This is a genomic window from Mycoavidus sp. HKI (genome assembly GCF_020023735.2).
Taxonomy (GTDB): Bacteria; Pseudomonadota; Gammaproteobacteria; order Burkholderiales; family Burkholderiaceae; genus Mycoavidus.
Genome location: NZ_CP076444.2, coordinates 1,949,185 through 1,966,932, shown reverse-complemented (window position 1 = coordinate 1,966,932; position 17,748 = coordinate 1,949,185). Strand labels below are relative to the sequence as shown.

The following is a 17,748-nucleotide window of genomic DNA, read 5'->3' as shown; positions in this document are numbered from 1 at the left end:
GAAGAAATTGTTTAATTTTATCGCCGGATTGCGTCCGTCATCGCCAGTCCCCTCCTCGCGGCATCTGGCCATAACTTCGCAGCATTTGTTAGGCCAGGCGCACGCGTACAAAGCCGTTGGAAATCTAGAGGCAGCCCAAAAATCGTACAGAGATGCGATGGAAAAGGCCGAAATTGAACTCGAAGAAAATCCCGGTAATTCGCAAGCAAAAAGAGTCGTCGATGAGATACGCGCTGGATCCTTGACTTTGTTAAACGAACTTCCATTAAATGGGCATCCGATTAGCTTGTCTGTCCAGGCAAAAAACACGCAGGTCGATTATCTATTTGAAAAAGCGTTATCGACGCTTGGTTCTTTAGAGCTGCCGAATAAACCCAGCCTTTTTCTGGTATATGCCCACGACAATCCGCCTTATGGAAAGGCTGAGGCCGCTATTTCTAGGTATTTAATCGATAAATTATCTCAAATCCGGGTCAACCTGTATTCGGATCAAACGCCGATGGGGCAACCGCCTTCGCGTGCTGTAGAAGATTGTATGGAAGACGGCAAGCTAGACGATATTTTAACCAGTCAGCTCTGTTTGTTGCCCGCTCGATTAAGAGACGATATAGAACCAGTCGATAAGGTCGTGGTGTGCTGTTCTGAGGTGTTAGAAAACTACTTGGAATGGCCGCACTACGGAGAATTTTGTCAAGAACTTCGAGAAGCGTATCGCAAAGACTGTGAGCAAAAGGGGACTTCGGCAATACGGGAAGTGGTCAACGCATTTTCACAAGGAGAGGAATATAAGGCAGAGTTTCACCATGTGTTAACGGAAATGGCTTTTTTGCAAATCCGGGCAGAGCAACTCACGGAGCAGCATGGGATTATCCCGATTTCGCTTACGCCAAAAAGTGCTAAGCAGTGTTTGGGAGGTTTTATTGCCTCGACCACAGTGCGCATGGAAGATATTTCTCGCTTTGAGGAGCAGGCTAAAGCAGGAAGAGACGTGTATCTGAATCAAGGTCAGCACGTGGTGCTGTTCAAACTGATCGAACGGTTATTAGTGGGCAGCGATGAGGCCCAGACGTTTCTGAACAAGTTTTGGCAGGGATACGACAAGTGTATTTTTCGGTTAAACAAAGAGTCATCAACGCCTGACGAGCTTGAGTTTACCAAGCTAGTAGACAGTATCTTCGACGATATAGACAGAGAGTTGCGCAGTCAGCTCGTCCACGTCTTGCAGCAGCACAAAAATATAGTAGGAAAACTGCGTCTACCCAGTCTCTTAGAGCTGCGCGATGCACTGTATCAGCATTATCAACGCTCGAATCTCTCGATCCAGCGAGTATCGGGCCAGACAACATCACTGCGTAACTGTTATATCAATCTAGCGATTGTAGAAAGTCAGGCACAACGTGAAGAAGACAAAAAAGAACTGGAAAAGCAAGCCGCGACTTTTGAACGCCTGCCCAGCAGTGAGCGGCAGCAGCTTGAGGCGACCAATCCAAACAGGTTGATTGCACTAGAGAAGCTTTTTGAGGCGCAAAAGTTACGCAACGGCTCAGAAGGGGTGCCAAAACGGATTCTGATTCAGGGGCGGGCGGGTATTGGCAAGACCACGTTATGCAAAAAATTAGTCTATGAATACCATCAAAATGGACTTTGGCAAGATCAGTTTGAGAGCGTGTTGTGGGTGCCCTTACGAGAACTCAAGACACATGCTCCTAAACGTTTAGAAGACTTGCTCTGCACACAGTATTTTGTAGGCTATGAAAGCAGGCCAGCGCAGGCATTATCAAAGGTTTTTTACGCGCATCAGGACAAAACGTTATTTATCTTAGATGGCTTGGATGAAGTGATCGGGGAACTCAACGAAGGCAGGCCTTTAAAGGATTTTTTACGGATGTTGCTCAATCAGGCGCATGTGGTGATTACCTCCCGGCCTGCGGGGGTCAATGCCAAACTGTTGGGTCAGTTTGATTTGGAGTTGGAAACGATTGGCTTTAGCACGGCTAATGTACAGGCCTATATTGGAAAATGTGTGCCTGAATCGAACCAGGCGGCGATTCAGCAATTTATCTATCGTACGCCGTTGATTCGGGGACTGGTGAATATCCCGATTCAGCTGGATGCACTATGTTATAGCTGGGATCGGCTCCCCCAAAATCAAGAAGTAACGATGGCCATGCTATATGAGGCCATGGTGGATAAATTATGGCGCAAAGACAGCGTGCGTTTAGAGAAAGAAGAGGATGGAAAGGTATTAGGAGTCGATGTCATTGAAGATTTGTCAGAATCGGATCTGGAAGAATTAATGACGGCCGAAATCCACTATTTAGGCTATTTAGCGTTTAAGGGATTAGAGACGGAGAAAATTGAATTTAGCCGGAAAGAGCTGAGTCAGCGTAGAAAAGAGCTGAGTGAGTGGTCTCAAACCGGGAGAAAATTACCCCTTGATTTCACCACGAATCTAAAAAAGACCTCGTATTTACATACGGCGGATGCGGAGCGGCTCGAAGCCGAGCGACACTACCATTTTCTGCATTTAACATTTCAAGAATTTTTTGCGGCGAAGTTTCTTGTCGGCCATCTTCGAGCTTATTCAGAATCAACTGCAAGGTCGGTTTCTTCAGAAGCCACGCACGCCAAGTTGGGATTAATGCTCAGCCCAGACGCACTCAAAATTTTTGTTGCAGAGCATAAATATAACCCGCGTTATGAAATTGTGTGGTCTATGGTGGCAGGGTTGTTGACAGGTGGCGCATTGCAGCATTTCTTTGCTCTATTAGAAAAAACACCGCGAGATTTAATTGGAGGTCGTCACCAGCAAGTGATCATGGGGTGCTTGAGCGAGGCACGCAGTCAATTGCATGAAACAAAAATCACTGAACTAGAGCAAGCGTTTATGAAATGGCTCCATTTTGAAATGAAATGGAACGAAAATGGCTTGAGTGAACTGGGCCGCCAGACCATTTTTCCAGAACATTTGCTGCTTAAGAGCTTGACGCAGTCTGAAAGCAAAAAAAAGCAGATCGTGCAAACTTTAGGCGTACGTTCAATTTTGTCTGAAGAAGCGATTTGTGATTTGATCAACTTATTATGGGATGAAAATGGTGAGGTTCAAGATGTGGCAGTGCAGGCGTTAAGCAAACAGAAAACATTATCAAAAAATGCTGTTTCGAATCTTAATCAGGCTCTACAAAGTAGTAACCAAAGAGCTCGGGCTGCTGCGGCTAAAGTATTAGAGGCTCACGATATAAGCTCCGATCCCACTATTTTGAAGTTGATCAATGGATTAAAAGATGAGGATACGAAGGTTAGAAACGAGGCCGCCAAAGCATTAAGCGAGCAAGAAAACTTGCCCAAAGAAGCCATTCTAGCCTTGACGGAGACACTAAAGGATGGATATTCGGACATTAGGCTTGAAGCTGTACTAGCGTTAAGCCGGCAGCAAGCGCTGCCAGAAAATACTATTTCAATCTTGGTCCATTTGCTACAAGATGAAAGCCTAAGGGTCAGACTAGAGGCAATTGACGTGCTGAAGGGACAGAAAATCTTAACAGAAGCAGCCATTTCTGTATTAAGTAATCTAATAAAGGAGAGCGACGAATTTATAAAGGGGCGAGCGATTTATGCATTAGGCAGTCGCAATGAGCTGTCAGGGGCCATGATTTTTGCTTTAACTGATGTGTTAAGGGATGAAAAAGAAAAATTTAAAGTTATGGCTGCCAATGAATTAGGCACTCAGAAAAATTTACCAGAAGCTACTATTTCTGCGTTAATTGACATGATTATTCAAGCTCAAACTAAATCTACTAAATTAGCGGCATTGGATGTATTGGGTAAGCAAAATACGTTATCTGAAGCTGCTATTTTTGCCCTGAGCAAGCTGTCAGAAGATACAGATGACGAAGATATTAAATTTTTGGTTGCTCAAGTATCAGGTAGCCAGAATACACTATCGGCAGCTGCCATTTCTGCTTTGAGTGCTGAGCTAAAACATAAAGATCACTCGATTAGATATGATGCGGCTAACAACTTAAAGGAGCAAAAGGCCCTGCCAGAAGAGGCCATTGCGGCACTGATTGGTACGCTAGAAGATGAAAGCACAATGATTAGAGCTTCTGCTGTTGATGCTCTAATCCAACAGAACGCTCTAACAGAGCGCATCATTTCTGCCTTGGCTAAGGCGCTACTGATACTGTGTAAGGAAAAAGAGTTTGAGACGCTTGCGTTGAATCTGGGTGTTAAATTATACACTTCCCAGGTAATATTCCGACAGAGAACGTTATCAGAATCAACGAGTGCAGTATTGCTCAGGATATTACAACAGGTTGACAATGAAAGTGTCAGATTTATGTTCGCTTTGGCATTAGCTGTCCATAATACGCTCCCAGAGGCTGTTCTTTCTATCTTGATTACCACACTACAAAAAAACAACAAAGAGGCTCTTAAAAATACCGTTCTTAGTGCATTAATGAGTTACGACTCGTTGCCAGAGGCGGGTGTTTCTGTCTTAATTGCTGCGTTACAGGATCCAAGCGAGGAAATCAGAACTGTGGCCACCAACACTTTATACAAGCAAACAGTTTTGAATGAAAACGCTATTTCTGAATTACGCAATATTTTAAAGAATGAAAATGGTAGTATAAATTTGACAGTACTTAGCATATTAAGAAAAGAGAAAAATCTACCAGAAACCACTATTCTTACCTTAATTGATACATTGCAGAGCAATGATAAAGTTATAAGAGACGTAGCGATGGGGACTTTGAAGCATCAAGAAAGTCTGCCAGAGACGGCTATTTCTAGCTTGGTCAAGGTGCTGCAAGGTGGGAATAGAGATGCTAAGCAAGTGACTGCAGCCGTATTAGGAGGTCAGAAAACGCTGAAAAAAGAGGTTGTTAGTGCCTTGAGCAGCACACTACAATATAACGATGAAGATGTCAGGCATATGGTAATTAAAGCATTAGGCGAGCAAGAATCGTTACCAGAAGACGCTGTTTTCGCCCTAACTGAATTATTGTTACGGGACCAAGATGTGCTCAATAAATTGGCAGCGATTAAAGTGTTAGAAAATCAAAAAACACTATTAGAAACGGTGATTTCTACTTTGAGCCTTGCACTAATCAATGATCAGGACTGGCGTGTCAGAGCTGCAAGTGCCAGAGTATTGCGCGTACAGAATACGCTTTCACAAAGTGCTATTCGCGTTTTGATCCAAGCGTTGCACGATACTCATAAAGAAGTCAGGTCTTCATCAATTTGGGCATTAAGCTGGCATCTTAATGAGCTTTATAGTTTGTTCCCAAGCCTAGAATTTAAAGAACTTCAAATTATTTGTACCAAAGTTTTATTTCCGCATAGTTGCAAACAAATTGCTCCATTAGTTATTCAAAACAATCAGCTTCACTTTTATACAGCGATTGGTCTGGGGCAACCGATTAAACTGAATTCTGAACAGAGTATAGTTATTATTAAAGCGCTTAAAGCAATCCGTTCGGAAGCAGATCTTCCGCTGTTACCCGAGGAAGAGCGTTTTTTAATAGAGGAGTGAAGTAATCAATAGGCACAGAAAACTCACTGAAATAAAACCTATCCAAAGTCTAAAAAATAAGGCCCATCTAATGAACACAATTCAAGTGCATTATCCGCAGGCGCCGTCACTTCCATTTGCCACAGATAGCCTTACAAAGAATTTAGCGCAAGCGCGCGCACACAAAGAAACAAAGCCCGAACAGGCCGATCGCTTATATACGCAGGTAGAAGACACCCTGCTTAAATTGGTTGAGGAGCAGGGCGTAAAGCCATCAGATCTAGCGGTTCTGTTGACCGATCGTGACGAGTCTGAGACGCTGGAGCAAAGCGCCTTACGGCAGCTTATTGCTGAGGTCTATTTTGAGCATGGGGCTGTCTTTGACCGGCTCAAACAGACTGACTCAGCGCAAGCGTGTTACCAACAAGCCCAGGCTTGGGGCCACCCTGATGCTGCGATGCAATTGAACCGTGGACTGCCGGTATCAGGTCCTCGGTTTTCCCTGGGTCGGCGCCCGGTTCAATCCGCCCATGATGTACACAAAGAGCCGTCGGCCAAATTACTCGAGCTACTGAAGGATCAGTCTGAAGCTGTGGTTGAAATCAGTGGCCCGCCGGGGGTGGGCAAAACTATGCTGCTGCAGCGCCTGATGCATCCACGCCTCGATCCACTCTTCGCGTCCTACGATTTAATTGGCTGGGTTGACTGCAGTAGCGTGAGCAGCGCCCATGAGGACATCCAAGCCATCAGTTATGCGCTGGGTCACGGCAGCTTAGACCCACAATCGGCGCTGAAGAAAGTCGCGAATTATGTGCAGCAGCATCCGCATTCGCTCTTGATCTTGGATGGATTAGCGCCAAGCAATGTCGATTTTGTCTTGAGTTGGCTTAAGTCGTCTTTGGGATCTGCTCAGCTGATTTACACGACGACCCGGAGCTTGACCGATCAACTGAGCCCCCTAGGGCGATCTGTCGAATTGCTTCCTCTGAGCCCGTTAAACGCAGATCAAGCGCAGAATTTAGTGCAGCAGTGTCTACCAAAAGAGTCGCTTGAAGCAGGCGATTTTGCCCAGCTCATTCTGCTGACAGAAGGGTATCCCGGGGTGATTCAGGCGCTGTGCGGACACTATCAGACCGTGGATGTGGGGTTTAGGAACTTTGCTGACTTTTTGGCACAACCGGTGAAACACCAAGGGGTGCGAGAGAGTTTGCTGAATGAAATTGCTCGGGCCAGTCTAGCGTCGCTCGAAACGGAAGCGCAGACGAACCCAGTCACTGCCCGCGCCTTGATGCTGCTTAAGCAAGCCGCCGGGTTGGGAGAGAATTCTATTCCTTTTGCGTTTTTTGTGAATGAGCACCGGCAGGTCGATCTAGAGGCCATTCAGACGTTACGCAACAAGCAACTCGCGATTGTGGAGATCGATCGAGCCACTCAAAGTCTGAAGTTAAACTCGGTTTTTCTGAGCGGGGTGCAAAACCAGTATCTATCAGAGCAGCGCTCGCTGCTAGAAAAAAACATTCAGCGCCTATCAGAAGTCTTTAGTTATTTGACGGATAATGAAAGTACAAGCGGTCGCCAGAGCCAGCCAGAAGACTTAAAACCCTATGCGGATCTGGTGCACACTCTTCTTTTTAAGACATGTGCCGGTTTGTCAGAAAATCTGCCTTTACTCAATCAGGTATTGACCTTGGGTAGCAGTTTGGCCCGACTCTATTACCAGTATCACGGTGAATTGAAGCTCGCCTATGAGTGCCTACAAAGGGCCCAGCACTTCTTTAAGCAAGGGCTATCCAAGGAATTGATCGCGCAGTTTGAACAAGCGCCAAAGGACTTTACGGCTCAGTCACCGAGCGAGGAAGAAGCGGCGTTACTTAAACTGTATGCGCAGGAGTACCTGTATCAGTCGGGCACCCTCGCTTCCCAACTGGTGTCACGGGGCCAGGTGGCGGTAGAGGTGATGCAGGATTTTGAGACGAGTTACGCGATTCAAGTGAATTTGGGTGAGGCGGTCGATCCGGAGGCGATTGCCTATACGCTACGCAACTTCACGCGAGCCTTACGCAAGCAGGGCCGTTTATTGGATGCCCTCGAAGAATATCAAAAATTAACGGAATGGCTGGATCAGCACTCGGCAAAGTTCGATGAGCGCAGGCGTGCGGAGCTTCTGGTTGATCAGGGGATTATCCAAAAGGAAGTGGAAGATGGCCAGCCCGAAGATCAGCGAAATTATCAGGCGGCGCTCGATTTGCTGTGTGAGACGCAGCGTATTTATCTGAAACACGAGGCCCAAAACCAACGCCAGGCACTGGGGATGCTGTCCATTTATCTCGGTGAAACCTATCTGGCGAATCAGGATTTCGAAAGCGGGGTCACGCATACCTGCCAGATTTTGCATTACGATGGCAAGCGCCAAGAAAGACAGGCGCGGGCTTATTTCATTCTGGCGCGTGCGTTTGATGAGGCGGAATATGGAGCCCTGGCTAAACTCTTTATTGATCTGGCAGCACCTCTTCAAATCAAGGCTTATCAGCCCACAACAGAGGCGTTACGTATCAAAATAGAACAGAAACTACTGCAGCGCCATAAGCGGACGACGTCGCATTCAGGTTATGCCTCAACTGCCCGCTGGGAGAAGCAGGCGAACCTAACCGAATATTGTGAAAAACAACTGGTCACAGACAGTGCGCCATCAAAACGCATTTCTCGAGCGCAAATTCAGGCGCTTGAGACGGCGGCCTACGGCTGGTTATGGCAGCATCATTCAGACGCCGAGTTTGACGCTAAGGAGGCCGAGTTGGCGGAGAAAAGCGCTGAGCTCGACGCTCAGGAAAAAAAACGGGCGAAAAAACATGAACAGCAGCGTGAGAGGGAAGAGCAGTGGTACCGTACTTTAGCGCAGAGGATTGACTTGAAGGCGCAAGAGAACAAACAGATTAGTCTGTTTGCTGAGCAATTCAAAGAAGCACTGTTGTATCAAATGGTTCAACAACTGCGCCATGCGAATGGAGAGCCGATGCCGATGGGTAAAGCTGAATTGACACAAGGATTGATCGATGCGTTTTCGGGGCTATTGCCTGAAATCCAGTTAGACGTCATGGGGGGGAGTATCACCGCCGCAGTGGATCTGGCGGCCCTTGTGCAGGGGGTGACGAAAACGCTTAGCGAGCGGCAGCGCATGAAGGAAAAGGCGGAGGCCCAGCAGGTGGCCGATGCTTTGGCAGCCGCAGGGCAAAAGCCTAAGAGTCTACAAGTACGTGACCGTATTGAGCAGCAGATTGAGGAGATGGCCAACTACGCGGCCCGTTGCTGGCAGCCTGTGCTCTCGGCACACACCTGGCCAATAAACGATATTGAAAAGCTGGCTGAGTATGGTGCACGGCGTGTGATGGACTATCTGAAAATCGGGCGAGCCGGCACATTGTCTTCCCAGGAGCAGGTAGTGTTCGCGTTGATGACGGGCGAAGCGAGTACCAGCTTAACTCGGCTCAAAGGGAAAGAATCGAAGCAGCCAAAAAAGCCTTGGAGTGTGCAAGGATTTTTCGCCAAACCGGGCCTCAGGGTGGAGGCGGAAGATGCAGGGCAAGCGATGTATCTCTTGTCCCAGCAAGCGCTTCCTAGCGTCTACGGATATCGATTGGGCTCCCCGCTTGAGGCGCGCACTCGCCCGTATGATGGGCCGTTTAAAAGTGAGGCTGACGCGCAACGCAGAGCCGAAGAGGCGCGACAACAGCAAAATCGTTGTCTAGTTATGTAACCCCAGTGAGTTCAAGCGGCTTAGCACCAAATTAAAACGAAGCAAAATGGAGAGCGTTGATGACGTTCAATCATCGCGTTTTCCAACGCAACCAAACACAGGTGCTAGCCGCACAAATCGGAGTTATCTACGCCCTACCTGTACTCCCAAACCCGCCTTCACCACGTGCACTTTGCGCAAACTCATCAACAATATTAAATTCAGCTTGTATCACAGGCACGACTACGAGTTGGGCCAAACGCTCAAAGGGCGTGAGCGTAAAGCGAGTTTGCCCTCGGTTCCAGGTCGAGATCATCAACTGCCCTTGGTAGTCGGAATCAATCAGCCCCACTAGATTGCCCAGCACAATACCGTGTTTATGCCCAAGCCCTGAGCGTGGCAAAATCAGCGCGGCATAGCCTGGGTCATTTAGATGAATCGCGAGCCCGGTGGGAACTAATGCCGTAGCGCCAGGCTCAAGCGTCAGCGGAGCTTCAAGGCACGCACGCAAATCAAGGCCGGCGCTGCCCGGGCTTGCATAGTGCGGTAATTGATCACGCATGCGCGGATCGAGAATTTTGATATCGATTTTCATATTAATCTTTAACAGTTAGACGCTGTGCAATTTCAGCGATTAAAGTGCGGGCCAGCGCTTGTTTATCCATGCGCGGCAGCGGGGTCGCGCCTGTTGCGTCGAATAATGTGACTTCGTTGTCGTCGTAACCAAAAGCCTTAGGACCAAGATTGCCGACTAAAAGCGGTACGTTTTTGCGTATCCGTTTTTCCTGTCCATGCTTCTCAAGCTCTTCACTTTCTGCTGCAAAACCTACGCAAAAGGGGGGCTTGGGCAAATGGGCGACCATCCGTAAAATATCTGGATTTTCAACAAAAGTGAAGCGAGGGGTGATGGCTTCGCTATTTTTCTTAATCTTTTCCATGCTGACTTGGTCAACGCGCCAGTCAGAAACGGCTGCGACCGCGATAAAAATATCGGTTTCGGCTATTTCGGCCATGACGGCATCACACATTTGTTGAGCGGTTTGTACATCGTCACGGATCACGCCGGCGGGCGTGGCAAGTGGCGTTGGGCCTGCAATTAAGCGAACCTGCGCGCCACTGTGCGCCGCTGCGCGTGCCAGAGCGAAGCCCATTTTGCCGCTTGAACGGTTGGTGAGGCCGCGGACTGGATCAATCGGTTCATAGGTCGGGCCTGCCGTGATGAGTACGCGTTTGCCGGCCAGTAATTTCGGTTGGAAAAATGCAATGATGGCATCTAATATTGCCATTGGCTCAAGCATCCGGCCTGCACCGGTTTCGCCGCATGCTTGCGACCCGGCATCAGGGCCCAGCACCAAGATTTTATCTGCATGAAGTTGCGCGAGGTTGCGCTGGGTGGCTGGATTTTGCCACATCTGCTGATTCATCGCCGGGGCCACCAGCAGCGGGCAAGTGCGCCCAATGGCTAGCGTGGAGAGAAGATCGTCGGCCAAGCCGTGGACCAGTTTCGCAATAAAATCCGCTGAAGTGGGCGCGATGATGATTGCATCGGCTGCCCGTGAGAGGTCGATATGAGCCATATTATTGCTCATGCGTGCATCCCACTGGCTGGTATAGACTGGGCGGCCTGACAGCGCTTGCATCGTAACCGGTGTAATGAATTGGGTCGCGGCGTCGGTCATCACGACCTGTACAGTAGCGCCTGCTTGGGTGAGAAGACGGGTTAGTTGCGCTGATTTATAGCAGGCAATGCCGCCTGTTAGACCAAGCACGAGATGTTTGTTGAGCAGATCCATCTGGATTCTTTAAGTTAATCAGCCGGTTCGGAGTTTCGCACAATAACTGAGCATGGCGTCATCAGCCTAAATGAGCATGGCCTCATCAGCCGTGCGTTCGTGATTGCGGCGCCGCACCTCTATTGCTTTAGCGTGCGCGACGAACACGCCGCAGTTCATCGATAATCAGCAAAATTGCACCGCACGTAATCGCGCTATCGGCCACGTTGAAGGCTGGCCAGTGCCAGCCCCGAAAATGAAAATCGAGAAAATCAATGACATGGCCATATAACAGCCGGTCGACGACATTGCCAAGCGCGCCCCCAAGAATGAGAGACAGCGCAGTGCAAAAAAGCTTTTGGCCGCTGTGCCGTTTAAGTAAGTAAGTGATAAAAAGTGCTGCAGCTATGCCCAACGCAATAAAAGCCCAGCGTTGCCAGCCGCCGGCTTTCGCTAAAAAGCTAAAAGCCGCGCCTGGATTATAGACCAGGACTAGATTAAAAAATGAAGTCAGCGGATGCGACTCGCCATAAGCATAAGTGTGCATGATTGAGAGCTTGCTGAGCTGGTCGCACAAGATAATGGCCAGCGCTAACCCTAACCAACGTATGAGTGTTTCGCGATTGTGTTGGTTTGCCATTATGCCGCCCTCCGCGTAGGTTCGCCAGCGCCAAATAGATTGTTAAAACATCTCATGCAGAGGGTGGGATGGGCGGATTCTGTGCCGACGTCGCTACGATAATGCCAACAACGCTCGCATTTGTGATGCGCAGAAGGGGTCACATAGATGCCTTCATCGCTTTCCTGCTCAACTTTGACGACGGTCGCGGCGGACGTAATCAAAATAAATTTTAAGTCGTCGCCTAAGCTTGCTAAGGTCTCATAACGCACGCCGCTCATGCTTAACTCCACCTCGGCTTGCAACGATGAACCGATCTGACCACTGGTGCGAGCAGCTTCAAGTGCTTTGGTGACTTCACTACGTACCGTGCGCACCAGTTGCCATTTGGCGATCAGTGTTTCAGCGTGCTCGACGGCTGGATATGTGTGATGAGTTTCGGTAAAAATGGTGGCTGCGTCCGGCTCTAGGACTTGCCATGCTTCTTCGGCGGTAAAGGATAAAATAGGCGCAATCATCCGCAACAGACTTTGCGTGATGTGATACAGCACGGTTTGCGCGGCGCGCCGTGCGGGCGCATCTGGCGCTGCGGTATAGAGGCGGTCTTTAAGGATATCCAGGTAAAAACTCCCCAAATCTTCTGAACAAAAGGTTTGGAGCTTTGCTAGCGCTGGCTGGAATTCATATTGCTCGTAATGCACGAGAATCTCGCGTTGCAAAGCCGCTGACATTGCCAGCGCATAGCGATCCATTTCAAGCCAGCTAGCGATCGGTTGAGCGTGCTGCGCATATACAAAATCAGACAAATTGGCCAATAAAAAGCGCAGCGTATTACGGATGCGTCGATAACTCTCGACGACGCGTTTTAAGATTTCATCGGAAATGGATAACTCGCCTGAATAGTCGGTCGATGCGACCCAGAGCCGAATAATCTCAGCACCCAGGGTGTCAGTGATTTGCTGCGGCGCAATCACATTGCCGAGCGACTTTGACATCTTGCGGCCTTGTCCGTCGACAGTAAAGCCATGCGTGAGCAGGGCTTTGTAAGGCGGCTGGCCATCAAGCATAGACGCGGTTAACAGCGATGAATGGAACCAGCCACGATGCTGATCGGATCCTTCTAAATACAAATCAGCTGGAAAGGTAAGCTGATCCTGATGAGAGCCGCGTAGTACATGCCAATGGGTGGTGCCAGAATCAAACCAAACATCGAGCGTATCGCGGTTTTTTTCATAGTGATCTGCGTCATCGCCGAGTAACTCACGCGGATCAAGCGCTTGCCATGCTTCAATGCCGCCCTGCTCAACGCGTTGGGCGATTTCTTCAAGCAGGGCCAGCATATTAGGATGGAGCTCGCCAGTTTCTTTATGCACAAAAAAAGCGATCGGTACGCCCCATTGACGTTGCCGCGAGACCGTCCAGTCGGGACGGTTAGCAATCATGCCAAATAGCCGCTGTTTGCCCCAGGCCGGGTAGAAATGTGTCGCCTCAATGCCTTCCAAGGCGGCGGCGCGCAGAGTTTTGCCGCCTTCCTTAGGGACTAGATCCATGCCCACAAACCATTGCGAAGTCGCACGATAAATGATGGGTGTTTTATGCCGCCAGCAATGCATATAGCTATGCGTATACATTTCGGTTTTGAATAACCCGCCAGCTTGGTCTAAGGCTTCGACAATTTTAGGATTCGCTTGCCAAATCGACAGGCCGCCAAAAAGGGCCAGCGATTCAGCATAATGGCCATTGCCGAGCACCGGGTTAATGATCTGCTCATCATGGATGTGATGCGCTTTACACGAAATAAAATCCTCAACGCCATAGGCCGGTGCTGAGTGAACCACCCCCGTGCCCGTCTCTAAGGTTACATAATCGCCAAGGTGGATGGGCGCAGTCCGTTGATAGGCTTCGTGCGCAGTGGCCAGCGGATGATGAAAATGGAGCCCTGCTAGCGCTTTACCTGGCGCCGATGCAATGATCGTGCCGCTGAGCCCATACGCTTGTAGGCATGTTTCAACGCGTTCGGTAGCCAGAATCAGTAAGCCACGTGGCGTGTCAACCAAACTATAGCTAAACTCTGGATGGAGATTCAGCGCTTGATTCGCCGGAATGGTCCACGGGGTCGTGGTCCAGATGACAATCCAACCGTTTGCTTGGGGTAACGTGGTGAGCCCAAATGCCTGTGCGATTTTTTCTGGTTGGGCGAAAGCAAAGCCAACATCAATCGTGGGATCGGTTTTATCTTGATATTCGACCTCCGCTTCGGCTAGGGCCGAGCCGCAATCAAAGCACCAATTCACAGGTTTTAGGCCACGAAAGATATATCCTTTTTCGAGAATTTTGGCGAAGGCGCGGATTTCATTAGCCTCATTGGCAAAATCCATCGTGAGATAAGGTGACTCCCAATCGCCGAGTACCCCTAAGCGCTGAAATGCAGTCTTTTGCCGCTCGATCTGTTCATTCGCGTAAGCGCGCGCTTTGCGCTGCACTTCGGCAGTGGGCAGTGCTTTGCCAAACTTTTTTTCAATTTGAATTTCGATCGGCATGCCATGACAATCCCAGCCCGGCACATAGGCGGCATCAAAGCCAGCCAGCGTGCGCGCTTTCACAATCATGTCTTTCAAGATCTTGTTAACCGCATGGCCAAGGTGAATATCGCCATTGGCATAGGGGGGGCCGTCGTGCAGGACAAATTGCGGGCGCCCCTTGCAAATCTGGCGAATTTTTTGATACACCTTTTTTTGTTGCCATGCTTTGATCCATTGCGGTTCGCGTTTGGGTAGCTCAGCGCGCATTGGAAAAGAGGTGTTTAGGAGGTTAACCGGATATTTTGCAACTGGTTTTGCATCCGCTTTTTTATCGCTCATAGTTTCTGATCAGAGGAGATGAAGAATGTACGCGCATTGTCTACGTCGCGCGCAATCGCGGCGCGTAAGGTGGCAAGGCCATCATATTTTTCCTCGCCGCGCAATTTTTTCAGGAATTCAATTCGCACTAGTTTGCCATAAGCGTCGCCTTGCCAATCGAGGACATGCGCTTCGAGCAACGTCCGGCCCGAATCATCCACCGTAGGTCGTATGCCAAGGCTGGCGACAGCAGGCAATGGGTTTGGGGCTAGTCCATGCACACGTACCGCAAAGATGCCGCTAAGCGCTAAGCGTTGGGGCGCTATGCGAAAATTCAAGGTCGGAAAACCAAGCTCGCGCCCCAATTTTCTGCCATGTATGACATGACCGCTAATCATATAGGCACGACCCAGCAAAACGCCGGCGCTGGCCAGATCTCCCGTGAGCAAGGCGGCCCGTACAGCAGAGCTAGAGATCCGTAGATTGCCATTGGTAATAGTGGCGATTTTCTCGACCTCAAACCCATATTGCTTGCTGGCGGTTTGTAAGGTAGCGAAATCGCCAGCCCGTTTTGCGCCATAACGAAAGTCATCGCCCACTAAGAGCCAGCGTGTATTTAGGCCTTGTACGATGACGCGCTCGATAAAAGTCGCCGCAGCTTGACTCGCGAAAGTAGCATTGAATGGCTCAACAATCACCTGGTTCACGCCACACAGGCGCAAGGCTTCAAGCTTGTCACGCAACAGCGCAATGCGTGGCGGTGCGCTGGCCGCATTAAAAAATTCGCGTGGATGTGGCTCAAAAGTCATCACGCAAACCGGCAAGCCTCGTTGCTGAGCCTGTTCGCGCATATGCGCTAGCAGCATTTGATGGCCGCGGTGCACGCCATCAAAATTGCCAATAGTTAAGGCGCATGGTGTTTTGCTGCGCGCGTTCGAAAGGCCTCTAAACACTCTCACATTCAGCCTCTATTATGTGCCATCTATTTATGTGCTGTGACCGATTGATGATAACCATTGTTGATTGGACACTTTCGGTTGCGCAAATGATCTGACAATTGCCGCTTCGATGCTGCCATAAACCCAATTTTTGCCTATCCACTGCTTTTCGTGCTGTTTAACCGTTTAATCGAGCTATCCTGTTTTTCGGCTAGCTCAGAAGAGGAAGATAACAAGTATAGCACTGGGTACTTATTACGCTCAGAGGGAATGAATCGGCCGTCTCTGGTGTTAAAATCCGTCAATGAAAAAAATTGTGATTCTAATTTCCGGGCGCGGCAGCAATATGGAAGCGATTGTGCGCGCCTGTGAAGCGCAGCGTTGGCCTGCACGCGTTGCGGCTGTAATTGCAAATCGGGCCGATGCAAAAGGTCTGATCTTCGCGCGCTCGCAAGGGATTGCGGCGGTGACCGTTGATTCAAAGACGTATCCTGAGCGCGCGTTGTTTGAAGCAGCGCTGGCTGAAGCAATTGATTCATTTACGCCAGATTTGATTGTATTAGCGGGTTTTATGCGGGTCTTAACAGCAGCTTTCGTTGAGCGTTACGCAAACCGCATACTGAACGTCCATCCCTCATTGTTACCGAGCTTTCGTGGCTTAAACACGCATCAGCGCGCGTTAGATTCCGGTGTCAAAATCCATGGCGCGACGGCCCATTTCGTTAACTCAGAACTCGATGGCGGGCCGATTATTGCCCAGTCCGCCGTACCTGTAATGGTGGATGATGACGAGACAACCCTAGCCGCACGCGTCTTGGCGAGCGAACACATCCTCTATCCGCGCGTCGTACGCTGGTTTGTCGAAGACCGGCTGATGCTTGATGGCGCGCGCGTGAGATTGATACCACCTGACCCCCAATGGCTGATTGCCCCCGAAGGCTCAATATGAGAAAACTCCCTCCTTGGCTCATCGATCAAAGCGAAACATTGCTCAATGAGTTATTGAAATTTACCGGCCCGGCAGATGTCGTCACCAGCCGTTTTTTCCGCTCCCAGCCAAAGCTTGGCCATGCTGAACGTGGCTTCATTGCTGAAGCGGTATTTGCAGTCTTGCGCCGTAAGCTTGAGTTTGCGCATTTGGCTGAAAGCGGCAGCAACCGGCCTACTCGGCGGCTTGCACTGCTTGGGCTGATGCAAACAGTGGGACGGCAAACACTGCTGCCTTCTGTATCTGCTGCTGAGGTAGAGTGGCTTGAGCGCGTCGCAAAAATTGATCCGGCAAGCTTACCTCCACGGATTCAAATGAATTTGCCGGAGTGGCTTGAGACAGCGCTCAGTGAGCAACTCTCCGGCAAGGGTTTTAGCGCCGATGAATACAAACACCTGGCCACCGTGCTCAACTACCCCGCGACGCTTGATTTGCGGGTCAATCCCCTCAAAGCAAGCCGTGATGAAGTGATTGCTACGCTGGCTGAAGCTGGCATAGAAGCACAGGCGACCCCATTTGCGCCGTTTGGCGTGCGCGTGACAGGTAAACCCGCGTTAAACCGTCTGCTGGCTTTTGAGCAAGGTCACTTTGAAGTGCAAGATGAAGGCAGTCAGTTACTGTGCCATCTGGTCGCGCCTAAACGAGGTGAGATGGTGGTAGATTTTTGTGCGGGAGCGGGTGGCAAAACACTGGCGCTAGGAGCGCTGATGCGCTCTACCGGGCGTTTGTATGCCTTTGATGTGGCCGATAGGCGCCTGGCCAAACTCAAGCCCCGGCTGGCAAAAAGCGGTCTGTCTAATGTCCATCCTGTGCTTCTGGATAGTGAGCACGATAGCAAGATCAAACGGCTTGCTGGCAAGATTGATCGGGTTTTGATTGATGCGCCATGCAGTGGTTTAGGCACGCTACGCCGTAATCCTGACCTTAAGTGGCGACACACGCCTGCGTCAGTGGCTGAGTTGGCGCTTAAGCAAGCCTCAATTCTGGCGAGCGCGGCGCGTCTGGTTAAGCCAGGTGGACGCTTGATTTATGCAACCTGCAGCTTGCTTGCGGCAGAAAATGAAGCCGTGGTTGAAGCTTTCTTGGCAGCGCATCCGGGGTTTGAGTTAATCCCCGCTAGTGGGGTGTTTGCCGGACAGCATATCGATCTTGATACCGGCGATTATTTATCGCTATGGCCGCACCGACATATGACAGATGGTTTTTTTGCTGCGGTGCTTGAGCGGCGTGTTGAATAAAAGGCCATCTCGAGCTTAAATTCATCTTGCTAGATCTCCCCCGAACTCTGTGTATCGGGGGCCTTCCGTATTTTGTTGACCCATGTAGCGCGTGAGAAAGCA

At 49.7% G+C, this 17,748-nt stretch carries 9 protein-coding genes; 4 read left to right on the top strand and 5 right to left on the bottom strand.

The window, feature by feature from the left end:
• The first annotated feature begins 157 nt into the window (after positions 1 to 157).
• On the top strand, positions 158 to 5,539 hold the full coding sequence (locus tag KMZ15_RS07675; protein WP_223692261.1) for a HEAT repeat domain-containing protein: 5,382 nt from the start codon (positions 158 to 160) through the stop codon (positions 5,537 to 5,539).
• Positions 5,540 to 5,609: 70 nt separating this feature from the next.
• Positions 5,610 to 9,272 (top strand): NACHT domain-containing protein, encoded by a 3,663-nt coding sequence (locus KMZ15_RS07670; RefSeq protein WP_223692260.1) that lies wholly within the window; start codon positions 5,610 to 5,612, stop codon positions 9,270 to 9,272.
• Positions 9,273 to 9,399: 127 nt separating this feature from the next.
• On the opposite strand, the gene dut is transcribed toward KMZ15_RS07670, so the two are convergent.
• From dut to KMZ15_RS07645, 5 genes are all read right to left on the bottom strand, one after another.
• The gene (dut, locus tag KMZ15_RS07665) at positions 9,400 to 9,846 is read right to left on the bottom strand and encodes a dUTP diphosphatase (RefSeq protein WP_223692259.1); all 447 of its coding nucleotides are present in this window, start codon (positions 9,844 to 9,846) and stop codon (positions 9,400 to 9,402) included.
• Between the two features lies 1 nt (position 9,847).
• Positions 9,848 to 11,044: a bifunctional phosphopantothenoylcysteine decarboxylase/phosphopantothenate--cysteine ligase CoaBC gene (coaBC, locus tag KMZ15_RS07660; RefSeq protein ID WP_223692258.1), complete on the bottom strand. Its 1,197-nt coding sequence runs from the start codon at positions 11,042 to 11,044 to the stop codon at positions 9,848 to 9,850.
• Between the two features lie 127 nt (positions 11,045 to 11,171).
• Positions 11,172 to 11,663 carry a signal peptidase II gene (lspA, locus tag KMZ15_RS07655; RefSeq protein ID WP_223692257.1) on the bottom strand — a complete coding sequence of 164 codons (492 nt, stop codon included), beginning with the start codon at positions 11,661 to 11,663 and terminating at the stop codon, positions 11,172 to 11,174.
• Complete coding sequence (ileS, locus tag KMZ15_RS07650; RefSeq protein WP_223692255.1) at positions 11,663 to 14,503, bottom strand: isoleucine--tRNA ligase; 2,841 nt, start codon at positions 14,501 to 14,503, stop codon at positions 11,663 to 11,665. Before ileS ends, lspA begins: the two co-directional genes overlap by 1 nt.
• Entirely contained in the window at positions 14,500 to 15,441 is a 942-nt protein-coding gene (locus tag KMZ15_RS07645) for a bifunctional riboflavin kinase/FAD synthetase (protein ID WP_223692253.1), read from the bottom strand. Before KMZ15_RS07645 ends, ileS begins: the two co-directional genes overlap by 4 nt.
• A 283-nt stretch (positions 15,442 to 15,724) precedes the next feature.
• Between KMZ15_RS07645 and purN the strand changes: the two genes are divergently transcribed.
• Together purN and KMZ15_RS07635 are read left to right on the top strand one after the other, a co-directional pair.
• Entirely contained in the window at positions 15,725 to 16,369 is a 645-nt protein-coding gene (gene purN, locus KMZ15_RS07640; protein WP_223692250.1) for a phosphoribosylglycinamide formyltransferase, read from the top strand.
• Positions 16,366 to 17,646, top strand: a complete 1,281-nt coding sequence (locus KMZ15_RS07635) for an RsmB/NOP family class I SAM-dependent RNA methyltransferase (RefSeq protein ID WP_223692248.1) — start codon at positions 16,366 to 16,368, stop codon at positions 17,644 to 17,646. Before purN ends, KMZ15_RS07635 begins: the two co-directional genes overlap by 4 nt.
• Positions 17,647 to 17,748: the final 102 nt, after the last annotated feature.

Bases quoted from the DNA above. Each gene is read 5' to 3' on its own strand.
- KMZ15_RS07675 (WP_223692261.1), top strand. From the start codon at position 158: ATGGAAAAGGCCGAAATTGAACTCGAAGAAAATCCCGGTAATTCGCAA.
- KMZ15_RS07670 (WP_223692260.1), top strand. From the start codon at position 5,610: ATGAACACAATTCAAGTGCATTATCCGCAGGCGCCGTCACTTCCATTT.
- dut (WP_223692259.1), bottom strand. From the start codon at position 9,846: ATGAAAATCGATATCAAAATTCTCGATCCGCGCATGCGTGATCAATTA.
- coaBC (WP_223692258.1), bottom strand. From the start codon at position 11,044: ATGGATCTGCTCAACAAACATCTCGTGCTTGGTCTAACAGGCGGCATT.
- lspA (WP_223692257.1), bottom strand. From the start codon at position 11,663: ATGGCAAACCAACACAATCGCGAAACACTCATACGTTGGTTAGGGTTA.
- ileS (WP_223692255.1), bottom strand. From the start codon at position 14,503: ATGAGCGATAAAAAAGCGGATGCAAAACCAGTTGCAAAATATCCGGTT.
- purN (WP_223692250.1), top strand. From the start codon at position 15,725: ATGAAAAAAATTGTGATTCTAATTTCCGGGCGCGGCAGCAATATGGAA.
- KMZ15_RS07635 (WP_223692248.1), top strand. From the start codon at position 16,366: ATGAGAAAACTCCCTCCTTGGCTCATCGATCAAAGCGAAACATTGCTC.